The organism is Acerihabitans sp. TG2 (assembly GCF_035013185.1).
In the GTDB taxonomy this organism is placed as follows: domain Bacteria; phylum Pseudomonadota; class Gammaproteobacteria; order Enterobacterales; family Enterobacteriaceae; genus Acerihabitans.
In genome coordinates, this window is the sequence record NZ_JAYGJO010000002.1 from 232,572 (window position 1) to 253,180 (window position 20,609).

At 46.3% G+C, this 20,609-nt stretch carries 19 protein-coding genes and 1 pseudogene; 11 read left to right on the plus strand and 9 right to left on the minus strand.

Annotated features, from left to right (window positions below; all coding sequences use genetic code 11):
• Nucleotides 1-57 precede the first annotated feature (57 nt).
• A complete protein-coding gene (gene kdgR / locus SJI19_RS02930; RefSeq protein ID WP_323476764.1) occupies nt 58-849 on the minus strand; it encodes a DNA-binding transcriptional regulator KdgR in 792 nt (263 codons plus the stop codon).
• Nucleotides 850-1,133: 284 nt separating this feature from the next.
• Between kdgR and SJI19_RS02935 the strand changes: the two genes are divergently transcribed.
• Entirely contained in the window at nt 1,134-2,507 is a 1,374-nt protein-coding gene (locus tag SJI19_RS02935; RefSeq protein ID WP_323476765.1) for an MFS transporter, read from the plus strand.
• A gap of 36 nt (nt 2,508-2,543) precedes the next feature.
• On the opposite strand, the gene htpX is transcribed toward SJI19_RS02935, so the two are convergent.
• The 4 genes from htpX to SJI19_RS02955 form a co-directional block, all read right to left on the minus strand.
• Nucleotides 2,544-3,425: a protease HtpX gene (gene htpX / locus SJI19_RS02940; RefSeq protein ID WP_323476766.1), complete on the minus strand. Its 882-nt coding sequence runs from the start codon at nt 3,423-3,425 to the stop codon at nt 2,544-2,546.
• Nucleotides 3,426-3,631: 206 nt separating this feature from the next.
• Nucleotides 3,632-5,680 carry a carboxy terminal-processing peptidase gene (prc, locus tag SJI19_RS02945; protein WP_323476767.1) on the minus strand — a complete coding sequence of 683 codons (2,049 nt, stop codon included), beginning with the start codon at nt 5,678-5,680 and terminating at the stop codon, nt 3,632-3,634.
• 19 nt (nt 5,681-5,699) lie between these two features.
• Nucleotides 5,700-6,410: an RNA chaperone ProQ gene (gene proQ / locus SJI19_RS02950; RefSeq protein WP_323476768.1), complete on the minus strand. Its 711-nt coding sequence runs from the start codon at nt 6,408-6,410 to the stop codon at nt 5,700-5,702.
• 95 nt (nt 6,411-6,505) lie between these two features.
• Nucleotides 6,506-7,003, minus strand: a complete 498-nt coding sequence (locus SJI19_RS02955; protein ID WP_323476769.1) for a GAF domain-containing protein — start codon at nt 7,001-7,003, stop codon at nt 6,506-6,508.
• Between the two features lie 234 nt (nt 7,004-7,237).
• On the opposite strand from SJI19_RS02955, the gene yebS reads away from it, so the two are divergent.
• The 4 genes from yebS (at nt 7,238) to SJI19_RS02975 (ending at nt 12,844) form a co-directional block, all read left to right on the plus strand.
• Nucleotides 7,238-8,500 carry a membrane integrity lipid transport subunit YebS gene (yebS, locus tag SJI19_RS02960; RefSeq protein ID WP_323476770.1) on the plus strand — a complete coding sequence of 421 codons (1,263 nt, stop codon included), beginning with the start codon at nt 7,238-7,240 and terminating at the stop codon, nt 8,498-8,500.
• Nucleotides 8,472-11,099 carry a PqiB family protein gene (locus tag SJI19_RS02965; protein WP_323476771.1) on the plus strand — a complete coding sequence of 876 codons (2,628 nt, stop codon included), beginning with the start codon at nt 8,472-8,474 and terminating at the stop codon, nt 11,097-11,099. Before yebS ends, SJI19_RS02965 begins: the two co-directional genes overlap by 29 nt.
• 223 nt (nt 11,100-11,322) lie before the next feature.
• Entirely contained in the window at nt 11,323-11,568 is a 246-nt protein-coding gene (locus tag SJI19_RS02970; RefSeq protein WP_323476772.1) for a DUF1480 family protein, read from the plus strand.
• 424 nt (nt 11,569-11,992) lie between these two features.
• A complete protein-coding gene (locus SJI19_RS02975; RefSeq protein ID WP_323476773.1) occupies nt 11,993-12,844 on the plus strand; it encodes an undecaprenyl-diphosphate phosphatase in 852 nt (283 codons plus the stop codon).
• 150 nt (nt 12,845-12,994) lie between these two features.
• Here SJI19_RS02975 and SJI19_RS02980 read toward each other — a convergent pair whose 3' ends face one another.
• Together SJI19_RS02980 and SJI19_RS02985 are read right to left on the minus strand one after the other, a co-directional pair.
• Nucleotides 12,995-13,228 carry a hypothetical protein gene (locus tag SJI19_RS02980; RefSeq protein ID WP_323476774.1) on the minus strand — a complete coding sequence of 78 codons (234 nt, stop codon included), beginning with the start codon at nt 13,226-13,228 and terminating at the stop codon, nt 12,995-12,997.
• Nucleotides 13,229-13,441: 213 nt separating this feature from the next.
• Nucleotides 13,442-13,696, minus strand: coding sequence for a hypothetical protein (locus SJI19_RS02985; RefSeq protein WP_323476775.1), 255 nt, complete (start codon nt 13,694-13,696; stop codon nt 13,442-13,444).
• A gap of 467 nt (nt 13,697-14,163) precedes the next feature.
• Between SJI19_RS02985 and SJI19_RS02990 the strand changes: the two genes are divergently transcribed.
• The 3 genes from SJI19_RS02990 (at nt 14,164) to SJI19_RS24770 (ending at nt 16,982) form a co-directional block, all read left to right on the plus strand.
• Nucleotides 14,164-14,415 carry a DNA polymerase III subunit theta gene (locus SJI19_RS02990; RefSeq protein ID WP_323476776.1) on the plus strand — a complete coding sequence of 84 codons (252 nt, stop codon included), beginning with the start codon at nt 14,164-14,166 and terminating at the stop codon, nt 14,413-14,415.
• Nucleotides 14,416-14,633: 218 nt separating this feature from the next.
• Nucleotides 14,634-15,584: an L-lactate dehydrogenase gene (locus tag SJI19_RS02995; protein ID WP_323476777.1), complete on the plus strand. Its 951-nt coding sequence runs from the start codon at nt 14,634-14,636 to the stop codon at nt 15,582-15,584.
• 1,284 nt (nt 15,585-16,868) lie between these two features.
• Complete coding sequence (locus SJI19_RS24770; RefSeq protein WP_416347489.1) at nt 16,869-16,982, plus strand: YmiA family putative membrane protein; 114 nt, start codon at nt 16,869-16,871, stop codon at nt 16,980-16,982.
• Nucleotides 16,983-17,146: 164 nt separating this feature from the next.
• Here the strand turns inward: SJI19_RS24770 and SJI19_RS03000 are convergent, their stop codons facing one another.
• Nucleotides 17,147-17,863 carry a PAS domain-containing protein gene (locus SJI19_RS03000; protein ID WP_323476778.1) on the minus strand — a complete coding sequence of 239 codons (717 nt, stop codon included), beginning with the start codon at nt 17,861-17,863 and terminating at the stop codon, nt 17,147-17,149.
• Between the two features lie 389 nt (nt 17,864-18,252).
• Here SJI19_RS03000 and SJI19_RS03005 point away from each other — a divergent pair.
• The 3 genes and pseudogenes from SJI19_RS03005 to SJI19_RS03015 all read left to right on the plus strand — a co-directional run.
• Nucleotides 18,253-18,489: pseudogene (locus SJI19_RS03005) on the plus strand (tyrosine-type recombinase/integrase); the annotation flags it as partial.
• Between the two features lie 495 nt (nt 18,490-18,984).
• Entirely contained in the window at nt 18,985-19,254 is a 270-nt protein-coding gene (locus SJI19_RS03010) for a hypothetical protein (RefSeq protein ID WP_323476779.1), read from the plus strand.
• Nucleotides 19,254-19,664, plus strand: a complete 411-nt coding sequence (locus SJI19_RS03015) for a type II toxin-antitoxin system death-on-curing family toxin (protein WP_323476780.1) — start codon at nt 19,254-19,256, stop codon at nt 19,662-19,664. The genes SJI19_RS03010 and SJI19_RS03015 overlap by 1 nt, the downstream gene beginning before the upstream one ends.
• A 302-nt stretch (nt 19,665-19,966) precedes the next feature.
• Here the strand turns inward: SJI19_RS03015 and SJI19_RS03020 are convergent, their stop codons facing one another.
• A complete protein-coding gene (locus SJI19_RS03020; RefSeq protein WP_323476781.1) occupies nt 19,967-20,581 on the minus strand; it encodes a hypothetical protein in 615 nt (204 codons plus the stop codon).
• Nucleotides 20,582-20,609: the final 28 nt, after the last annotated feature.

Sequence of the window (20,609 nt, forward strand, 5' to 3'; positions counted from 1 at the left end):
CCGATGTCAGGGGAAACCGCCAAGCAAACGACATCACCCTGACTCACAAGCGATGCGTCAAAATGGATAAAGCTGGTAGCCGATTTGCCGTGAAATAGTGCGGGCTGCATCATGCAGCATTCTGACGTAGCCGCTTTTACTTTCCTCGAAGAACCGAATCGTCGGAAATGAGATACTCAAGCCGGCGATGACCACACCAAAACGGTCGAATATCGGTACTGCTATACAACGCAGCCCCTCTTCCTGCTCTTCATTATCCTCACCGAATCCCTGTTCGCGTACTAAATCCAGCTCGGGTAGCAGAGCCGCAGCATCGGCTGCAGTATGGGATGTGCTGCGCTTGAACACTACGTCGGCAAGGATTTCCCGTGCTTCATCGCGATCGCGCCAAGCCAGCAAGACTTTGCCAATAGCGGTACTGTAAAGAGGATTACGGCGCCCTACCCTGGAATACATCCGTAGGTTATACATTGAATCAATTTTATGGATATAAACGATACTGTCTTCGTCTAACGAACCCAAATGAATCGTCTCGCGGGTTAAATTAGAAAGAATCCGCATTTGGATATCGGCAATGCGGATCAGATCCACATTCTGTAACGCCTTGGCGCCAAGCTCAAATAATTTCAAGGTCAGGGTATATTTTTCCGATTCGCCTTCCTGGGCGACATACCCGAGCGATTTCATCGTTTGGAGAAAGCGGTATACTGTACTCTTGGACATCATGACCCGTTGTGACAACTCGGTAATGCCAATTTCCCGCTCATCGCCCAGGGCTTGTAGGATGCCGAAAACCTTCAATACCGACGATACGGAGTCGGGTTGCTTATCTAGATCTGTCATTGCCATAGTGAAAAAATCCTAATTTACCCGTTTTTTCAAGCCGCAGTCATATCGACTATGCTCATTGAGCCACATCCCTTATCTGAGCAAGAATTGAAATGTGTTGTTTTAAAAAAAGTAGAACGTCATTTTTAGTATAAAGGTAAGCTGACATTCAACGCAATCATCATTAACGTGCCAATGGGCTTTCACCTGAGAAAGAGAATTTATTACATCCATTCGTTTAGCTTAAAGCTATAAGATTCTGGATTAATGCTAGGATATAGCTTTTAACGGTACATTGAATATTCATGATCCAACATTATGCTGATGGCATTCCAACCCCGCAACGCTACTACGCTATTGCAACGCTTGTTCTGAGCATCAGTATTGCAGTCCTGGACGGCGCTATCGCCAACGTAGCCTTGCCTACCATAGCCCGCGAACTTAATGCTAGCCCGGCAACCTCAATCTGGGTGATCAACGCCTACCAGTTAGCTATTATTATGACGTTGTTATCCTTCGCCACCTTGGGGGATATTTACGGTTATCGGCGCGTTTACCAATGTGGACTGGCGGTATTCAGTTTGATGTCGCTGATGTGCGCCCTGTCCGACAGCCTATGGATGCTGATTAGCGCTCGGGTCATTCAAGGGCTGGGTGCGGCGGCGGTCATGAGTATCAATACCGCGTTAATACGTATTATCTATCCCACCCGGCTGTTGGGACGCGGCATGGCGATAAATACCCTGGTGGTAGCAGTTTCCACCGCCGCCGGCCCTACGGTAGCTGCAGGTGTGCTGGCGGTCGCCTCTTGGGAATGGCTATTCGCCATCAATGTCCCTATCGGTCTGCTGGCGCTGTATCTGGGCCATCGGTTCTTGCCGATTAACCCACAGAAAAATACCGGACAGCGGTTTAATACGTTCAGCGCCGTGATGAACGCCTTGACCTTCGGACTGTTGCTTTCGGCACTTGGCGGGTTCTCACAACGGATCGCCGGGCAATGGATCGTGGCCGAACTGATTTTGGCGGCTATCGTTGGCGTAATATTCGTTAGACACCAACTTTCACAGACCTGGCCGCTGCTACCCGTAGATTTATTGCGGATCCCTTTATTCTCCCTCTCCTTGTGTACCTCGATCTTTTCGTTCTGCGCCCAAATGCTGGCGATGGTCTCCCTGCCCTTTTACCTGCAAAGTGTATTGGGTCGTGATGAAGTGGCGACCGGCTTGTTGCTTACCCCTTGGCCATTAGCCACCATGTTGCTGGCACTACTGGCGGGTAGGCTGATAGGACGGGTGAATTCAGGGTTGTTGGGGGCTATCGGCCTGGGTGTCTTCGCTATGGGGCTGTTCTTGCTGGCCTGGTTACCCGCATCACCAGGGGACGGTGACATCATTTGGCGCATGATGCTATGTGGGGCGGGGTTTGGCCTGTTTCAGTCCCCCAACAACCACACCATCATCACCTCCGCGCCCCGGAATCGTAGCGGCGGTGCCAGCGGTATGCTTGGCACCGCCAGGCTATTCGGTCAGACGTCTGGAGCTGCACTGGTGGCGCTGATGTTAAATTTGTTTGGCACCCATGGTACCCATGCATCACTGGTGTTAGCCGGGATCTTTGCCACCGCAGCGGCGCTGGTAAGTTCACTGCGTATTACCCAGACAACCCACCAGCGCTAGCGTGCCGGGACACCCGGCCGAATGACTTGCCGATACTTATTGTAGATAGGTACCTGCACGCAGCGCCTCAATACGTTTATCCAGCGGTGGATGGGACATGAATAACTCCCCGAAACCCTTGGATTTGCCGTTAATGCAAAACGCCAGCATGCTGCTCTCTTCTTGCGGTTCGTAGCTGGTTTTCAAGCGCTGCAAGGCGGCAATCATTTTTTCCTTGCCTACCAGCCTTGCCGAACCGGCGTCGGCATGGAATTCACGATGGCGGGAAAACCACAGCGTAATGGTGCTGGCCAACATGCCAAATACCAGTTCAAGTACCATCGATACGGCAAAATAAATCATTGGATTGCCGCCGCTGTTGTCTGATTCATCGCGATTGGATGACAAGAAGCCCGAGGCCAGTTGTGCCAGGATTCGGGAAATAAAGATCACAAAGGTGTTCACCACCCCTTGAATTAGCGTCATGGTGACCATATCGCCGTTGGCCACATGGCTTATTTCATGGGCGATAACGGCTTGGGCTTCGTCACGGCTCATGGAGTCAAGCAGCCCGCTACTGACCGCCACTAACGAGGCGTCACGACGTGCGCCGGTGGCAAAAGCATTGATGTCAGGCGCCTGGTAAATCGCGACCTGCGGCATGGCAATGCCCGCCTGTGCGGACTGCTGGCGCACGGTTTCCAAAAGCCAGCGTTCGGTTTCATTACGCGGCTGTTCGATAATCTGCCCACCGACCGAACGCAGCGCCATCCATTTCGACATCAGCAGTGAAACAAATGATCCACCGAAGCCGAACAGGCCGGCCATGACCATTAATCCGGTCACGCTGGAAGACTGTATTCCCGTCAGGCTCAATACCAGCCCGAAGACCAGCATGACGGCCAGGTTGGTAAGGAGAAAAAGAGCAATGCGCATCATAAAAGGTATGGTTCCTCAAAAAATTAACGCCCAATGCGTTATCTAGATCGTATGGGCTTGCACGGCATTTTCAATGTTTTACTTGCCATTAAGTGCCTAAAAAGACATAACTTTACATTTTGTTAATCTTTTTTGGCCGATGACACTGTTGCCCACAAAAAAGGCGCCCCTGGAGGCGCCTTTATTTTTGATAATGACTGTGGAATTTATTTAACCGCTACCGGCTGAGATGCTGGCTGATCATGTTCTGCTTTTGCCAGATCAAGGGCGATATGCACCGTCTCATCCAGATAAGGATCAGGCTCATGATAATCCTTAGGGATAACATCAAGGGACTTGATAGAATTCTTACCCTGACGTTTTAAACGCTCATTGATGCGTTGCAAACGGATGGCATCGTCCTCATGACTCTCTTTCTCGCGCTGGACCAGATTAAGAGAGACCAGGTTCTTCTTATCCTTCATGGCATGCAAACGTGCAATATCTTGGGCGATATATTGAAATTCCGGATCCTTGGCAATCCGCGCCTGATGCGCGTTTAGCAGCTCAGGCAAGAACGGTTTCAAATTATCGGTTTTGGTGTAAGTGGCCGCATTGATGCTATCCCAAGGCAATGCGTTATCCTCAAACTTTTCTCCGGTTTCGATAGTCTCGTCACCGGTCGGCATGATGATATCGGGGACAACCCCTTTACGTTGTGTACTGCCACCATTGATCCGGTAAAATTTCTGAATGGTATATTGAATAGAGCCCAGCGCCGGCCAATCCGGTCTCAGCATTTGATCATATATCCGATTCAAAGAACGGTACTGCTGTACTGTCCCTTTACCAAAGGTTGGTTCACCGACGATAAGAGCCCGGCCATAATCTTGCATGGCGGCGGCAAAAATTTCCGATGCCGAGGCGCTAAAGCGATCTACCAGTACCACCAGCGGCCCTTTGTAATAAACAATACCGTCATTATCACTGTCTTCGCGGATTTTGCCGTTATTATCGCGAACCTGGACCACCGGGCCACTGGGAATAAAGAGTCCGGATAACGACACCGCTTCGGTTAACGCGCCACCGCCATTGGCACGCAGGTCGATGATAACGCTACTGACATTTTGTTTCTGTAGCTTTTGCAACTGCACTTTTACGTCATCGGTTAACCCGACGTAGAATCCAGGAATATCCAGCACGCCCACCTTCTGGCCGGCCACGTCCTTGATGGTCAATTTGACCGCACGATCCTCTAAGCGAATACGCTCGCGGGTGACCGTGACAATCCGGGTTTTGGTACCCTTGCCGGCTGGCAGAATCTCTAAACGCACCTTACTGCCCTTCGGCCCTTTAATCAGCGAAACCACATCATCAAGGCGCCAACCTATCACATCGACCATCGGCTTACCGGTCTGACCTACGCCGACCACCCGGTCGCCCACGGTAATGGATTTACTCTTGGCCGCCGGACCGCCCGGGACCAGAGAATTGATGACCGTATAATCATCGTCCATCTGCAACACCGCGCCAATCCCTTCCAGAGACAGACTCATCTCGGTATTAAACTGCTCGGTATTGCGCGGAGAAAGGTAATTGGTATGCGGGTCGATTTCATGGGCAAACGCATTCATGATAAGTTGAAATACGTCTTCACTGTTGCTTTGCGCCAGGCGACGTATGGCAAACTGGTAACGTTTGGTCAGAATCTCGCGGATTTCTTTATCATTTTTGCCGGTGAGTTTGAGGTTAAGTGCGTCATATTTGACCTTAGCATCCCAAAGATTGTTAAGTTCAGCCTCATTTTTCGGCCAGGGCGCCTTGCTGCGGTCGAGATCGATGGTGTCGTTGCTGGTGAAATCCATGGGTTTCACCAATTGGGCAAGGGCATACTCATATCGCTCGAAACGCCTTTTCTGCGTCAGGTTGTACAACGCAAACGGAATATCCAGCTTGCCGTTTTTCAGTTCGTCATCCAGCTGGTTTTTTTTATCCACATATTGTGCAACGTCCGAGGCCAGCAATACGCTGTGGTTGTAATCCAGCATATTGAGATAACGATCAAAGATTTTTGCCGAAAACGCATCATCCAGATCAAACTGGCGATAATGAGATCGGGTAAAACGCGCGGTGACGCGTTCACTGACTGTCTCTTGTTGCGCTTCTTCACGCAGTTGTGGAATCTGATCGGCCCGGGTGATTTTAACGTCACTGGCCGACGCCGCTCCCACCAACAACAACCCTGCAAGTGCAGTTACTCTGACAAATTTGTTCATGCCCTGGACGGCCTCCGTATCAGAACTGCAGGTGTTCTGCGCGTACTATCAAAGCCATTCCGGAAGTGAGCTGCACACGTACCCCTTCCTTGGCGATTTCCACTACTGTCGCTTCCATGGGGTCTTTTCCCACTTTGACTTTAATTGCCTGGCCGATATGCAATTTTGAAATATCAGTAACGGGTACCTGGCGCGCCGGAGCCGGGGTTTTCACCGGCCGGGCCGGACGATCGCCTCTGGGACGGTTAACCTGCCGCGGTTTGCGAGGCGTTGCGGTTTCGCCTGCATTGTTCTTATCAGAGGCGCTGGCCTCGGATGGAACCGCCGCAACCGGACGCCTAGGCGCAGGCGCTTCACCGTTTTCACGTTTTTTAGCCTGCTGGGCAGCGCGTTGCTGCTGAACCCGGGCCTTAGCTTCTTCTAACTGCTTGCGCGCATGTTCAACATGCTGCACTTCCAACTCACCGCAGGGGTTGCCGTCAAGATCAACACGCTGAGCACCAAGCTTGATGCCGTACAGATAGCGCCAGCTCGATGTATACAGACGTAATGCTGAGCGCAACTGCGTTTTACTCAGGCTCTCCTCCCCCTGGATTCGCGCGACAAGATCGGCAAAAATTCCGATCTTCAAAGGTCGGGCTTCGCCCTCGGCGGCGAAACAAAGTGGGAACCGCTCGGCCAAAAAGGCGATGACTTCTTTATTACTGTTCAACTTGGGTTGATTTTCCATGAATTTTCCTGATTACAACGGGTTTGCCAACCAGCGCAGGCATGAACAGGCGTCATTATAATGACGCCATCGGCAAATGCCACGTTATCCGTCTATCAATATAAAGTATTATTGATAAAACTTCGCAGATCGGTCTGATTTAAAAGTTGGCAAAGCCTTTCCACCAAGGCTTTCAGGCCATCCTCGTCGTCCTGATCAAAGCGGTGGTAAATCGTGCTATCGATATCCAGCACCGCCACAACACGGCCATCAAGGGAAATCGGCAGCACTATTTCAGCATTAGTGGACGCATCACAGGCAATATGTCCGGGGAATGCGTGAACATCATTCACCCTTTGTATCCGGTTTTCTTCCACCGCCATGCCACACACACCTTTCCCCACGGGTATGCGAACGCAAGCGACCTTGCCCTGAAACGGCCCCAACACCAGTGTATCACCATGACGGAGATAAAATCCGGCCCAATTGATTCCGTCGAGGTGTTGGTAAAGCAATGCGCTACAATTTGCCATTGCTGCAATAAAATGACTTTCGCCATCGAGTAGCGCCGTCAAGTTTTGTCGTAATTCAGCATAGCATTGTTGTTTTTTCATATTAAAACCAATAAGTGAGCTAGTCTGATAGATATCAGCCGATAGCCAGTCTATCTGCATTAGGCAATAAATGCCCAAGTCCACAAGGTTAACCCTATATTACTTCACAAAGCCAGTCTCAGCAGGTATGTTTGCGCAACCCGTCCGAGGTGTTACGGATTGGGCCAGTGGCTGTCCAATGAATATCAGTGAAGCCAGCAGGCGTGAGTACGAGCGAGCCCAGTATCACGGAATATGAAAATACTGCACATTATATCTGCCATACCCGCAGGTCGTTATCACCGTTGTCCTCAATGCGACTGGCTCTTTATACTGCCGGATGTGGCTAAAAATCAGGATGCATTTTGTCCCCGTTGCCAGGCCCGAGTCGCCAGCGGCAATGAATGGCCCATGAATAAGCTGGCAGCAATGGCGGCAACCATGCTCATGCTGATGCCCTTCGCTTACGCCGAGCCGCTCATCAGCATTCGGTTGCTGGGTACCGTCATCAACGCCACATTGGTTCACGGCATTTGGCAAATGGCCATGCAGGGTGACGTCATCACGGCCAGCATGGTCGCTTTTTGCACTATCGGTGCGCCCTGTACCTTGGTCGCATCATTGTTGTATCTTTTTTTCGGCCAGCGCCTGGGAATGAACCTTAGACCGGTACTGTTGATGCTCGAGCGTCTCAAAGAGTGGTTAATGCTGGATATTTACCTGATTGGCATGGCGGTGGCCGCAATCAAGGTAAAAGATTACGCCGATGTGAATACGGGTATGGCTTTGCCAGCATTTATTGCCTTGACGGTATGCAGCGTAATAACGTTGACACATTTAAATATCGGCCAACTGTGGGAAAAATGCTATCCCGGCCAACATACCCCGCTCTATCCCGTCTATCGGCGTTCAAATACCGCTGCGCTGAGGATATGCCTGGGCTGTCATTATACCTCAGTTGGCGATCGACGCGGTCGCTGCCCACGATGCCATGTTCCCCTGCGCTATCGACGTCGTCAGAGCCTACAAAAATGCTGGGCGGCGCTCATCGCGGCGATGGTGCTGATGTTACCGGCTAACCTATTACCCATTTCCATCATCTATATTAACGGTGTTCGTAGCGGCAGTACGATTTTAGCAGGTATCGGCTCGCTGGCGGCCGATAATATCGCAGTGGCGATGGTGGTGTTTATCGCCAGTATTCTGGTGCCGTTTATTAAGATTGTCGTGTTACTGACCCTGTTGATCAGTATTCACTTTGAGGTCCGGCATGGTCTTAAAACCCGAATCCGCTTACTACGGTTTGTCGGTTGGATCGGTAGGTGGTCAATGCTGGATCTGTTTGTTATCTCTATTACGATGTCGCTAGTGGACAGAGACCAGTTGCTGGCCTTTACTATGGGACCGGCAGCCTTCTATTTTGGGGCCGCCGTTATTCTGACAATACTTGCTGTCAATTGGTTGGACAGCCGTCTGATATGGGATGCATATGCAACAAACGCCGACTACGCCGACTAACGCAACGGTTAAAAACAAACGCCGCATCTCGCCTTTTTGGTTACTGCCGCTGATAGCGTTATTGATTGCCGGCTGGCTGGTCTATAGCACTGTGCAGGAACGTGGCTCAACGGTGACTATCGATTTCATGTCCGCTGACGGTATTGTCGCCGGCAGGACACCGGTTCGATACCAGGGCGTGGACGTCGGCACTGTTCAGCACATTAAGCTCAGTGACGATCTAAAAAGTATTCAGGTCGAGGTCAGTATCAAGAATGACATGCGTGATGCGCTACGAGAAGGCACACAATTCTGGCTGGTTACCCCGAAGGCATCGCTGGCCGGCATCTCTGGTCTTGACGCGCTGGTGGGCGGCAACTACATCGGGATGATGCCGGGCAAAGGCGACCCGCAAAAACATTTTGTCGCGCTCGATACCCAACCTAAATACCGCGTGAACACCAGTGAATTACTGGTCCATCTTCATGCCGACAATCTGGGGTCGCTCAATACCGGCTCACTGGTCTATTACCGCAAACTGCCGGTGGGCAAGGTTTATGATTATGATATTTCCCGGGAGAAAGGCAACGTAACCATTGACGTACTCATCGACCGTCGTTTTACCGATTTGGTGAAAAAACAAAGCCGATTCTGGAATGTGTCAGGATTTAAGGCCAGCGTGGATCTGAAAGGCGCAAAAGTGGAGATGGAAAGCCTGGCCGCATTAGTGAATGGTGCCATTGCTTTCGACTCGCCGGTCAACGGCGAACCGGCTCATTCAGATGATAATTTTGTACTCTACCCGGACCTGGCCCACAGTAAACGCGGGGTAATTATCACGCTCGATTTACCCTCGGCCGATCATCTTAGCGCAGGACATACCCCGCTGTTATATCAGGGACTGGAAGTCGGTACGTTGACTGACTTAGCGTTGGATAAAGATAAAAAAGTCACCGGTGAGTTGACCATTAACCCGTCCATTGCCGATCTGATGCGCACCGGCACCCGAATAGAAATGAATACGCCTCAGTTATCACTGAGCAATACCGATCTTAGCGGCCTGGTAGGCGGCACCACACTAGAATTGATTCCTGGTGACGGCCCCCCTGAGCAACATTTTACGCTACTCGATAGCAATCATATGCTGTTGCAAGAGCCGGGGGCTCGCACGTTTACCCTTTTTGCTCCGCAAAGTTACGGCATCGACAGTGGTCAACCGCTGACATTGCATGGCATTGCTATTGGAAAGGTCGTCAGCCGACAACTCAATGACAAGGGCGTCACGCTTCAAGTGGCCATCAAGCCGGACTATGCGCATTTTTTACATAGGAACAGCAAATTTATCGTTAACAGCCGGATCGACGTTAAATTTGGGTTAGACGGTCTGCGGGTGCTCGGCACCAGTGCTCAAGAATGGCTGAACGGCGGTATTATCATGGTGCCCGGTACCCAAGGCGATCCACTCGATCATTACCCGTTATACGGTAATCGGGAAATGGCTGATCAAGGCATTCTAGGAGATAAACCCACACCGACGCTCACGCTAAGCGCCGATAGCCTGCCGGATATTCAAACCGGTTCGATTGTCTTATACCGAAAATTTCAGGTGGGAGAGATCATTGATGTCCGTCCTACTGCGCAGCGTTTTGATGTAGATATCTATATCCATCCGCAATATCGACATTTGCTTACCCCTGATAGTATTTTTTGGGCAGAAGGCGGCGCTAGGGTACAAATCAACGGCAACGGCATTTCCGTACAGGCATCGCCTTTAGACCGTGCGCTCAAAGGGGCCATTAGTTTTGATAATATGGACGGTGCAATAACAGCCAAGGGGGTGACACGTAAGCTGTATGCCTCAGAAAATGCAGCGCGCGCAGTAGGCAGTCAGATCGTACTGCGCACCTTCGACGCAAGCAAGCTCACACCCGGAATGCCAATACGCTATTTGGGCATCAATATCGGCCAGTTAGAAACACTTCAATTATCCACCGAACGCAGTGAAGTATTGGCACAAGCCGTGCTCTACCCTGAATTTGTGCAGGCTTTTGCCCGGGTTGGTACCCATTTTTCGGTCGTGACACCCGAAATTTCCGCCGCCGGGGTTAATCATCTTGAAACGCTACTTCAGCCCTATATCAACGTAGAACCCGGACGAGGGGCGAGCACCCGTAACTTTGAACTACAGGAAGCCACGATCACCGATTCACGCTATCTTGACGGTCTGAGCGTCGTGGTGGATACACCCGAAGCCGGCTCACTGCAAGTGGGAACGCCAGTCCTCTACCGCGGTATCGAAGTCGGCACCGTCACCGGACTGTCATTAGGATCGCTGGCGGACAGAGTGTATGTCACGCTGCGCATCAGTAAACAATACCAGTACTTAGTGCGCAATAATTCCGTGTTCTGGCTGGCGTCGGGATATGACCTGAAGTTTGGCCTGACGGGCGGCGTGATTAAAAGCGGTACCTTCCAGCAATTTATCCGTGGTGGCATTGCTTTTGCCACCCCGCCGACCACGCCATTAGCCCCTAGAGCTCACCCCGGCAAGCATTTTTTGCTTAATGCAGAAGAGCAAAAAGAGTGGCATAACTGGGGTACTGCGATTGAGCAACATTAATCAATGAACGTCATTGTTTTCCATGTAGACCCGGTGCATCACTGTTTTCGGTCATCGGGTCAATTTTTAGTCTTTCGTGTGATCTTGGCTATGCTTTAGTTGCGGCCTTTGCGGCTATGCTGGCAGGGTAAGTAAACAGATTAACGGCCTTATCTCGCTTAATGCACTGGTTAATGACCTATCCCGGGGATGCATCCTGGCAAGATTCATGAAAGGACTTATTATGACCAAGACTATTGTCAAAATAGGAAGTTTTGAAGTTAATGACGCTGAACTGCGTTGCGGCACGGATCGTACCATTATTAATATCCTCAGTATTCCTTGTCAATCCGACCCCGATTTATGCAAACAACTGGATGGCTGGGATGAAGGCACCAGCATTCCAGCGTTTCTTGACGGCAAAGAGCACCGTCTTTTTCGTCAACAGTATGATACTGAGCATGATGCCTGGATAATGCGACTGGAGTAATAACCAGCCGATACGGCGGGACAATCCCGCCGTTTGCATAAAAAAACGTTACTGACAACTGGCGATGATTAATACCTTGTAGCAGTGGCACAGACACGGGTGTATTGCGCGACATGCGTGATCCCGTGCGCGTGGCTCTCCATCGGGGCTGCGGTGGTGCCTATTCCTGGCTGTCGTCGCGGCATAAGTGCTCGGTAATATCATGAGATATATCTTAATTTTCCTCGCGCGGTTCGCCGTCATGGCGGCTCACAGTGAGCCTGATCACATAATCGAAACGATCGGTAACATAGATTTCACGGCAATACGGCAAAAGATTCTATACACTCCCCGTCTATTAAATTGTATGAACTATCGTAACTATTCCTTTACTTTTTCCATCTACGGTGGCGCGGTCGCACGCCGCTTTTTTGAAGAGTGAACTATGTCTTTTATACAAATTGTCATCCTCGCCATCGTACAGGGTTTGGCTGAATTGTTGCCCGTATCGAGTTCAGCCCATGTGATCATCGCCGAAAAGCTGATGGGACTGGATCCCACCGCACCCAACATGACCTTATTGCTGGTGATGCTGCATACCGGCACCATGTTTGCGGTGATAATCTACTTTTGGCAAACCTGGCGCACCACCTATTTCAGTTCCGCCAAAACCTTCCGGCAAAATGCGTTTTACATCATTCTGGCCACAGCCGTCACCGGTGTTGTGGGCTTATCACTGCAAAGCATCATTAAACATGTTTATGGCCATAACGCCGCCAATTTTGAGATTGAGAGTTTGTTTGGCAATACCACGGTTATCGCCTCGGGGTTGGCTGCAGCCGGTATTCTGATTATTTTTTCATCCCGTTTTCACGAGGGGGAAAATGAACAGGGCCAACTGTCCAGCGCCCGAGCCATGGTGATCGGTTTGGTGCAAGGACTTTGCCTACCCTTTCGTGGTTTTTCCCGTTCGGGTGCAACCATTTCTACCGGACTGGCATTAGGCGTGACACGCAAACGGGTTGAAGAATTCAGCTTTGCCTTGGCGGTGGTCCTTACCCCGGCGGTTATTGCTAAAGAGGGATTCAGATTGTTCCACAGCACCGGCGTCACACCAGCCTTAGCACCAAGTAGCCTGTTGCCTATGCTGGCGCCCAGCCTATTGGGAATGGTGTTTAGCTTTATTGCTGGACTGGTAGCGCTGCGGTGGTTGTCACGCTGGCTGGAACAAGACCGGTGGCACCTGTTTGGCGGCTACTGTATTTTTGCTTCTTTGATGATATTTTGGCTAGGCTGATCATCTGGTTTGTGGATCATATGGGATGTGAAACCGGGATATGTGTTTTATGATCGGGTTTAAAACATTAAGCTCAATGATAAAGTTTGGACGCTAAAAAAGAGCAAAGCCCGCCGGTGGCGGGCTTCACATTGCCATTATTGCCCATCATCAAATCATTTTGGCAAATAACGCATGCTTTCTGACATAGTCGTAGAACGGCTTTTCATGTTTTGCACGGTCGACTTTTTTATCTTTTTTGTAATCATCCCCGATCTGAACCAGCAAGGCTCGGTTAGCCTGACTTTCATCACGAGCCATGTGATGACCAAGAACATAGTCCAATTCAAAATCTTGAGTGAAGTTAATAAAATCACCCTCTTTTGGCGGCGTAATTGTCGGCATAATATAACCCTTACGGTAAGCATCAAATTGGTGCCCTTTAGCTATAGAACAGCCTGTCCCATCGCGCTAAACATAAAGCGCGGTTTTACCCTTTAATATGGAAATGCTTAACCCACATCAATTTCTGACTGGCTTTTTTCTCAAAATAAAGACATTGGCATGAATTTTACCCATCGCCTGCGTCGCTATACTCTGAAAAATGCAGCACTGAATTCATCCACGATGAACAATAACGCCATTTAATGAATTAATGACGTCATCAATAAATTTTTCAACCATCCTTTTCAAGGCCTGACTCGCCCCAAATGCACTATTCCAAACAACAACGAATTCATCCTTCAATAATCGATGTATTACTATGCCTAAGATGCAGATAACAATTACGGCCATTTCCACCCAAAAGAAGCTTGGTATAATATAAATAACATAATGATTATTCTGCTCTGCAACCTTATCGATACCCGTCATCTTTCAAGCTGCAGGTGCGTTGGCTGCACTCTTTCACCCGAATCATTTTTTTGAGTAAGCTCATCAGCTCATCAGCTCATCAGCTCATCAGGCTTTATCGTTTGCCACCTTCTCGCAACCCGAAAGCTATTAAGGTATATCTCTATCGCTACCGTTGATTTGGCTGATTGGGTGATTGGGGTGATTGGGAGTGATTTAGCTAGCAGCTTTTGTAACGAAGATACCCACGACAAGACCACGTTCGTTACCCACAACATCTGTATGAAAACACAGGTATCATTGGAGGATAATTTTGTGGAGAACCAAACGACATTGTAATCTATTACATTGAATTTATAGATTTTTTTATATTTTTAATTTATTTTTATGTATTACCAAATCGATTTAAACGGCGATTTTTATTAGTATTAATACTCAACATTGCATAGCCTGACGCGTTATACTCTGTAAAATATCTGGAGGACCTTATGAGTTACAATCTAGGCGATGTGCCGCAAATCGAGAAAGACAAAATCAACGTGGATATTGCCGCGTCTGGCGTTGCCTATAAGGAACGGCTGAACATGCCGGTTGTCGCGGTTCACGTCGAGCAAGAGCAGCCAGAGGCGTTGCGTGAATACTTCAGAGAGCGCCTTACGCACTACAGGCAAGCGAGCGCATCATTTCCGCGCAGTTCAGATCCGCTATATCTGCAAATGGCCGAGATCAATAAAAGATAAACCGCCCCATCCACATTCTAACGACCTGGCCATGCGCCAGGCGTTTTTATTGACCGATGCAATCCTTATTTTCCAACCATCAGGCCATTTAGCGATTGATCAGTAGCATTGGGTTTTTTAGGTAATAATTCACAGTACTGCTATACCTAATACATACCATGATGCGATTCAGCATTGGGACAAATTTTTCGATTCTCCTCTTTATAAAAGGATGCGGAATGAAACCACGTAAAGTGATGATCATCGGCGCGGGCAATGTTGGTTCATCAGCAGCTTATGCGCTACTAAACCAAAAAATATGCCAAGAAATAATTCTGGTGGACCTTAATTCATCATTGGTGGAAGGGCATCGTAAAGATCTCGCCGATGCAGCGGCCTTTATGTCCGGTCATATCATTATCAGCACCCGGCCGGCGACCGATTGTGCCGATGTGGATATTGCGGTGATTACCGTGTCCGCAGGCGCCATGAAACCCGGCCAGAACCGGTTAGATGAACTGGACGGCACCGCACGCATCGTTGGCAACATTGTGCCGGAAATGATGCAAAATGGCTTCAACGGGATATTTTTAGTCGCCACTAACCCGTGCGACATTATCACCTATCAGGTATGGCAACTTTCCGGCCTGCCCCGCCATCAAGTATTGGGCACCGGTGTATGGCTGGATACTATCCGATTACGGCGCATCCTGGCTGAACATTTGGACATCGCGCCACAAAGCGTCGATGCCTTTATTATCGGTGAGCACGGCGATACGCAGTTTCCCGTCTGGTCGCACTCGTCAGTCTACGGTATGACACTTAATGATTACAGCCGGTCAAAAAAAGGACCTGAACTCGATTTAACGGCATTGGGTGAACACACTCGTCGATTAGGTCTTGAAATCTATGCACAAAAAGGCTGTACCGAATATGGGGTTGGCGAAACCATTACCGAAATCTGTCGCGACCTGTTTACCAGCAGTCACCGGGCGCTGACCGTCAGCTGTGTGTTGGATGGTGAATATGGCAAGCAGAACCTGGCCATCGGCGTTCCGGCGATATTAACCCAACGTGGCGTCGATCAGATTATTGAACTGAATTTAAACGAATTGGAGCTAGGCCAGTTTGATCATTCGGCTACAGTGATAAAATCCAATATTGCGCGTTTGCCGGCACTCCCTCATTAATTTTTTTGTTGCCGACTCGAACATTTTAAATATAGAAATAATTATCTTAAACTGAATAATGGCCTAAGGTTGTTATTCAGCTTTTAGCTAGGTTATTGATAATTGGCATTCCTATCATCATGCTCTTGTAACCCCCAAGTCTCCCACTTGTACCCCTAGCAGCGGGAAATCATGTCATTACCCAAGCTATAAAATCAAGCGGCTAGCACATGTGATGCTCGACCACTTTATTTACCCGACCCCATTCACACCACATCGTGATGAACACCATAAGCACACTCATCATGCCAACGAAACATGGCAACAACGTTTGGATTTTTATGAAAAATAACGCCACTAACGGGTATATGACAGTAGAATGACAATTTCTAAAATATATTGCAAAGGAAAACATAAGAGTTAGACAATATTTTGTAAATAAAATAACTATAAATTAATGATTAGTTTTCATAACATTTCCTCAACAGGTAAATTCCTAAAAAATCACTCATGCATTGTATTAAAATTAAAAATGCTTTATAAAAGAAGGAATTATAAATTTTTATATGGAAACTCTTATGTTGTGGGTTATCAGCATTATCATACTATTGGTTATTGCACTCGTTGCAATAGCTAAACATATGAATGAAGTAAAAAAGAAAAAATTACCTCGTCAGCGCAGATAAGAGTTGTTATGCAACGTAGTGACAATGGCGGTTTGTTTAACGCCGTTTATTTTAGCAGTATTAATCATGATGTAGGACGATAAAGATGTCACATTTATATCTAGACTCATGTGGAAGATGATATGTAGGTATTTATACCCGCCATTAATTTCAGCGTAATATTGTAAAACACCAGAATTATTGTAAATATAAAACCTAAAGTTAATGATTAAAAACCCAAGTGCCATTAGAAAAATCTGCTGTAACTTCACACCTAATGCAGATGTGAATATCTCTGCTTTTTTGATAGTTTAACGTGAATAATGTAAACTCATTCACGGCACTTTTTTTCATACCTGTCATATTCCGGTAACACTACTCTTGCATACTTACCGCGTCACAGAATAAGAACGCTCCATGTCATAACCTTTAACCCGCCAACCAGCGGGTTTTTTTATTATCGTCTTTTCACTGTAACCTGCGGCAAGAATAATGGCCTATTAATTATCCGTTTGCTCAGTATTGTATTTTTCCCGCGTTAGCCTTTTTGTGTACCAGAACATATCACGATCATTTTGCTAAAGGTTTCGATGCATGTTCCGATAAACAAGTATGACATATTGATTTATCGGGTAACGTTATGAGTAGCCATCTCGAAAACCATGACTTGAAGCGTAAAACATGGATTACCCTATTTTTACTGTGCAGCGTCTTTTGGATGATCATAGGCCTTCTGGCTTACCACTTGGCTTAACCCGCTGAGCGGCCTGCGAGTTCTGTCTACCTGAAAGTTTCCCTTTGCCTTGTTGCCAGTGCAGCCGAAAGCTCATAGCAGTAATTTGCCTCGCAGAACAGTGTGCCTGGCAAATCTCATATTGCCAAAACCAGGTCACAATAGGCCAGTGAACTGAAAAATATCTACATTATCGAGCTGCTAAAGGTTATGGCTTCACTGGTCAAAAATCGCTTAGGCAGATACCGATGATAGTTCCGCTTCTCGCAAAATTCGATGAACTCATCAAGGTTATTCGCACCAACCTTATCGTAAAGCGTCTGCATATAGTTGTTAAAGGTATTAGTGGCAAGATTTAGCCTATTAGCAACTTCTTTTGCCTTTAGCCCTTGTAATCGGTAAAATATTATTTCACATTGGCGTTCGGTAAAAAAATCATCTGGTTTGGTGAGCAACAATGAACCTGGCATTTTTCCTTTGACATAGTCATTTAATGTATAAATATTGATAATTTCATTATAACCAAACATGCCTATGCATTCCCCATTATCATCGAAAAATGGCATCTTACGAAATATATAGGGGTAATCTAATGCGTTTGGGTGTAATTCAAGTGTTGAATATGATTTTTCCGTTTGCCAAGTGTGCTTATATTGTTTATCAAATTCCGCTACAACACCTTCCGGTTCTAAAATCTTACATTCAATCTCACAGTCAAGCTTTCCAATAATTGACGTTGGTGATTTCATACAATAAATATCAGTAAGTGGCTGATTTGCATAGATTATACGTGATTCTTTATCTCTTATCCCAAAAGGAACAACAAGCTGATCTAATAGCCTAACAATTGAGTTGGGTATTTTTATTTCTGGTATAAATTGACTCGTATTCTCGATAGACATAAATAACTCCTATAGCATGGTGATTTTCACCAAATTATCATCATCAGGAGGACCTATCTACTAGACTAAAGATTAGATAAAAAGATAACTGTTATTTATTTGGCCATTTTATATTTTAATGGCTTAACTATTATTTGTGCTGCATATATGACCAAATATATTCACAGCGAATGTAATATGTAGGTAGCGGCCAAGATATTACGTTTAACATCGCTACAGTAAGGTTAAGATCGGCTTCGTTGCCGGTCTGAGTTTAGCGATTCATCTCAACCTGCTGGCCGATTTGGATGGCTACAATAACTCATGATAATAGACTCCCTCCCTACACTCAACGGCAAATCAGCAAATAGGCGGTCAAATATCGCCGTTAACAGCAGCGAAATGGATAATTATCCGAAGGGCAAATGACCCATGTATTACGCCATACCTTTGCCAGCCATTTTATGATGCACAGAGGCAACATTATCGTGCTGCAACGTATTCTCGGCCATTCCGACATCCGCATTACCATGCCCTATGCGCACTTCGCACCCGACCATCTGGAGGACGCAATCCACTTCAACCCATTGGCCGGTTTGAATGACTATAAAAAGTCACATAGCGTCATATTGGGTAGAACAGGGTAGAACACGGTGGACATAAGTGACTGATTTATTAGGTAAGTAGTTGATTGCTCTACCCTCATAAAAAAAGACCGAATACTATTCATAGTTATAAAAATGCTATAAAAACAACAAGTTAAAATAATTAAATTAAAAAGTGGCTACAAAATGGCGACACGCGTGATGAGGGTCGCCTTTCCTGCACTCAACGGTAAATCGGCAAATAGGCAAATTGGCGATCAAATATCGCGGTTAACAGCATCGAAATGGATAGGCTCACTTGATGTCACCGCCAATATCTTTGGCTCAGTTTATTAACACAGCTTAGGCTAAGCCTTGGGTACACGCCGACACACACCCCCTTAGTAAGGGTGACGGTAACGTATAACCATTTTATCTTATTGATAAATATATATTTAATAAGAATATAAAATTATGTTCCAGTACCCTACCCCATAGCCGCATTTTCACTTGATAGGCTGTATGCTATCATTGCGGTATACGATAAAGGAGGTGCCTATGAAATCAATATCCTATGAAGAATTTCAGCAAAACCTTCCCTACTGGCTGGCCTATTTACGCGATGGCGGGGAATTATCCGTCAAGCAGGCAGGGCAGAAAACTGTTAAACCTTCTGCTAATGATGCGACTTCTGGCCGAAGTGAAGGTACTGATCTTTTGTCTAATTCAATCCAAGTGAAAGGCAGTAGAAAATTATCGTTTAAGGATGCCCTTGAGACCACAAGAACCCGGCATGCTAATACCATAAAGATCTTGGGTGATAAATAATGGATTTTGATTTTCTGACGCAAGAACAAGTGATTGAAATCCAGTTTTTGACGCTGCCACAATCAGGACGACCGGATATCAATAAACTTGCCGGGGCGTTAAACCGCGTCGAAACATTACATTATTATGAAAATTGCGATGACGTCTTTAAATTAGCCGCCATGTATCTGGTCGGCATCGCTAAAGCGCATGCATTTAACGATGCAAATAAAAGAACTGCCTTTCAGGCGACTTCCGTATTTTTATTGATGAATGGCATTGAATTAAACGAATCACTTTATCTGGTAAAACTGACTCTTTTTGCTGCTATGGATCAAGCCAATATAGAGGAAACTACCTTTGCTTTACGTTTGCTATCTAATTACATGAATGAATTATTGGAAGAGAATATAGATAACTATGCCGAGTAGTTTTTCATTGCTAACTTGGTTAATTATATAGTGCAGATAAAAAATGCCATAGTTTGAATGCATTTTATTAACAGTTGACCGAATACTATTTTTATAAAATAAATTCTCTTGTAATCATGTGGTTAAAGAGATATGATGTTCTTATTGACTACAATATGCTACACTTCATTTTTACTATGCTATGAATCGTCAGAGATTACAGCTTTGATTGAAGTGTAGCTTGTTTAGTAAAAGTTAATATTTAGTGAAAAAAATTGCAGACCGATTACATGTAACGATTTTTTATTATTCAAAGAATTATATTAACTAGCATACCGTTTTATCAAGCCATTTGCGGTCAATATTTTAGCCGCTTTATTTAGACTAATCAAAGCCAAAAACAAACCAGTTAATATAAAATATAATATAATTAACAATTTAATATCCAAGGCAAGTGGGCTTATTTTTGATAAAACAAACGAAGGCAATAAATGATAAGTTATAGGAAGTATTACCATGGACGAACCTAGGAAATAAAAAAAACCGCAAATTACGCAAAGACTAACCTTATAGACTATATTATTATATCTTTTATATTTCCATCCAAACGACAACGGGGAAGTACGGGTTGTTATTAAACCACTACATATCCTATAGCAATCAATATCTTTCATGGAATTTGGTGAGCTAATCAGACATTTCCGTTGTTCAGTGGTTAAAGTCGAATCCTTAGTAATAGCCGCATATCCATATTCAAGAGATAATTTTTTTAGATAATCTTCTCCTGAAATTTCGTAAAGTTCAAAAATAAACTTACTCATCTTTTGTCTTTTATCAAAAATTTTATCAGTTGTATAAACCCAAGCTTTAATTAAACCAATTATCGAAATAATTATAGTAACACCTTGGAATATATATTTAATTAAGCCATCATCCATTTTATTTTACCCCCAAAAAAATAATTTT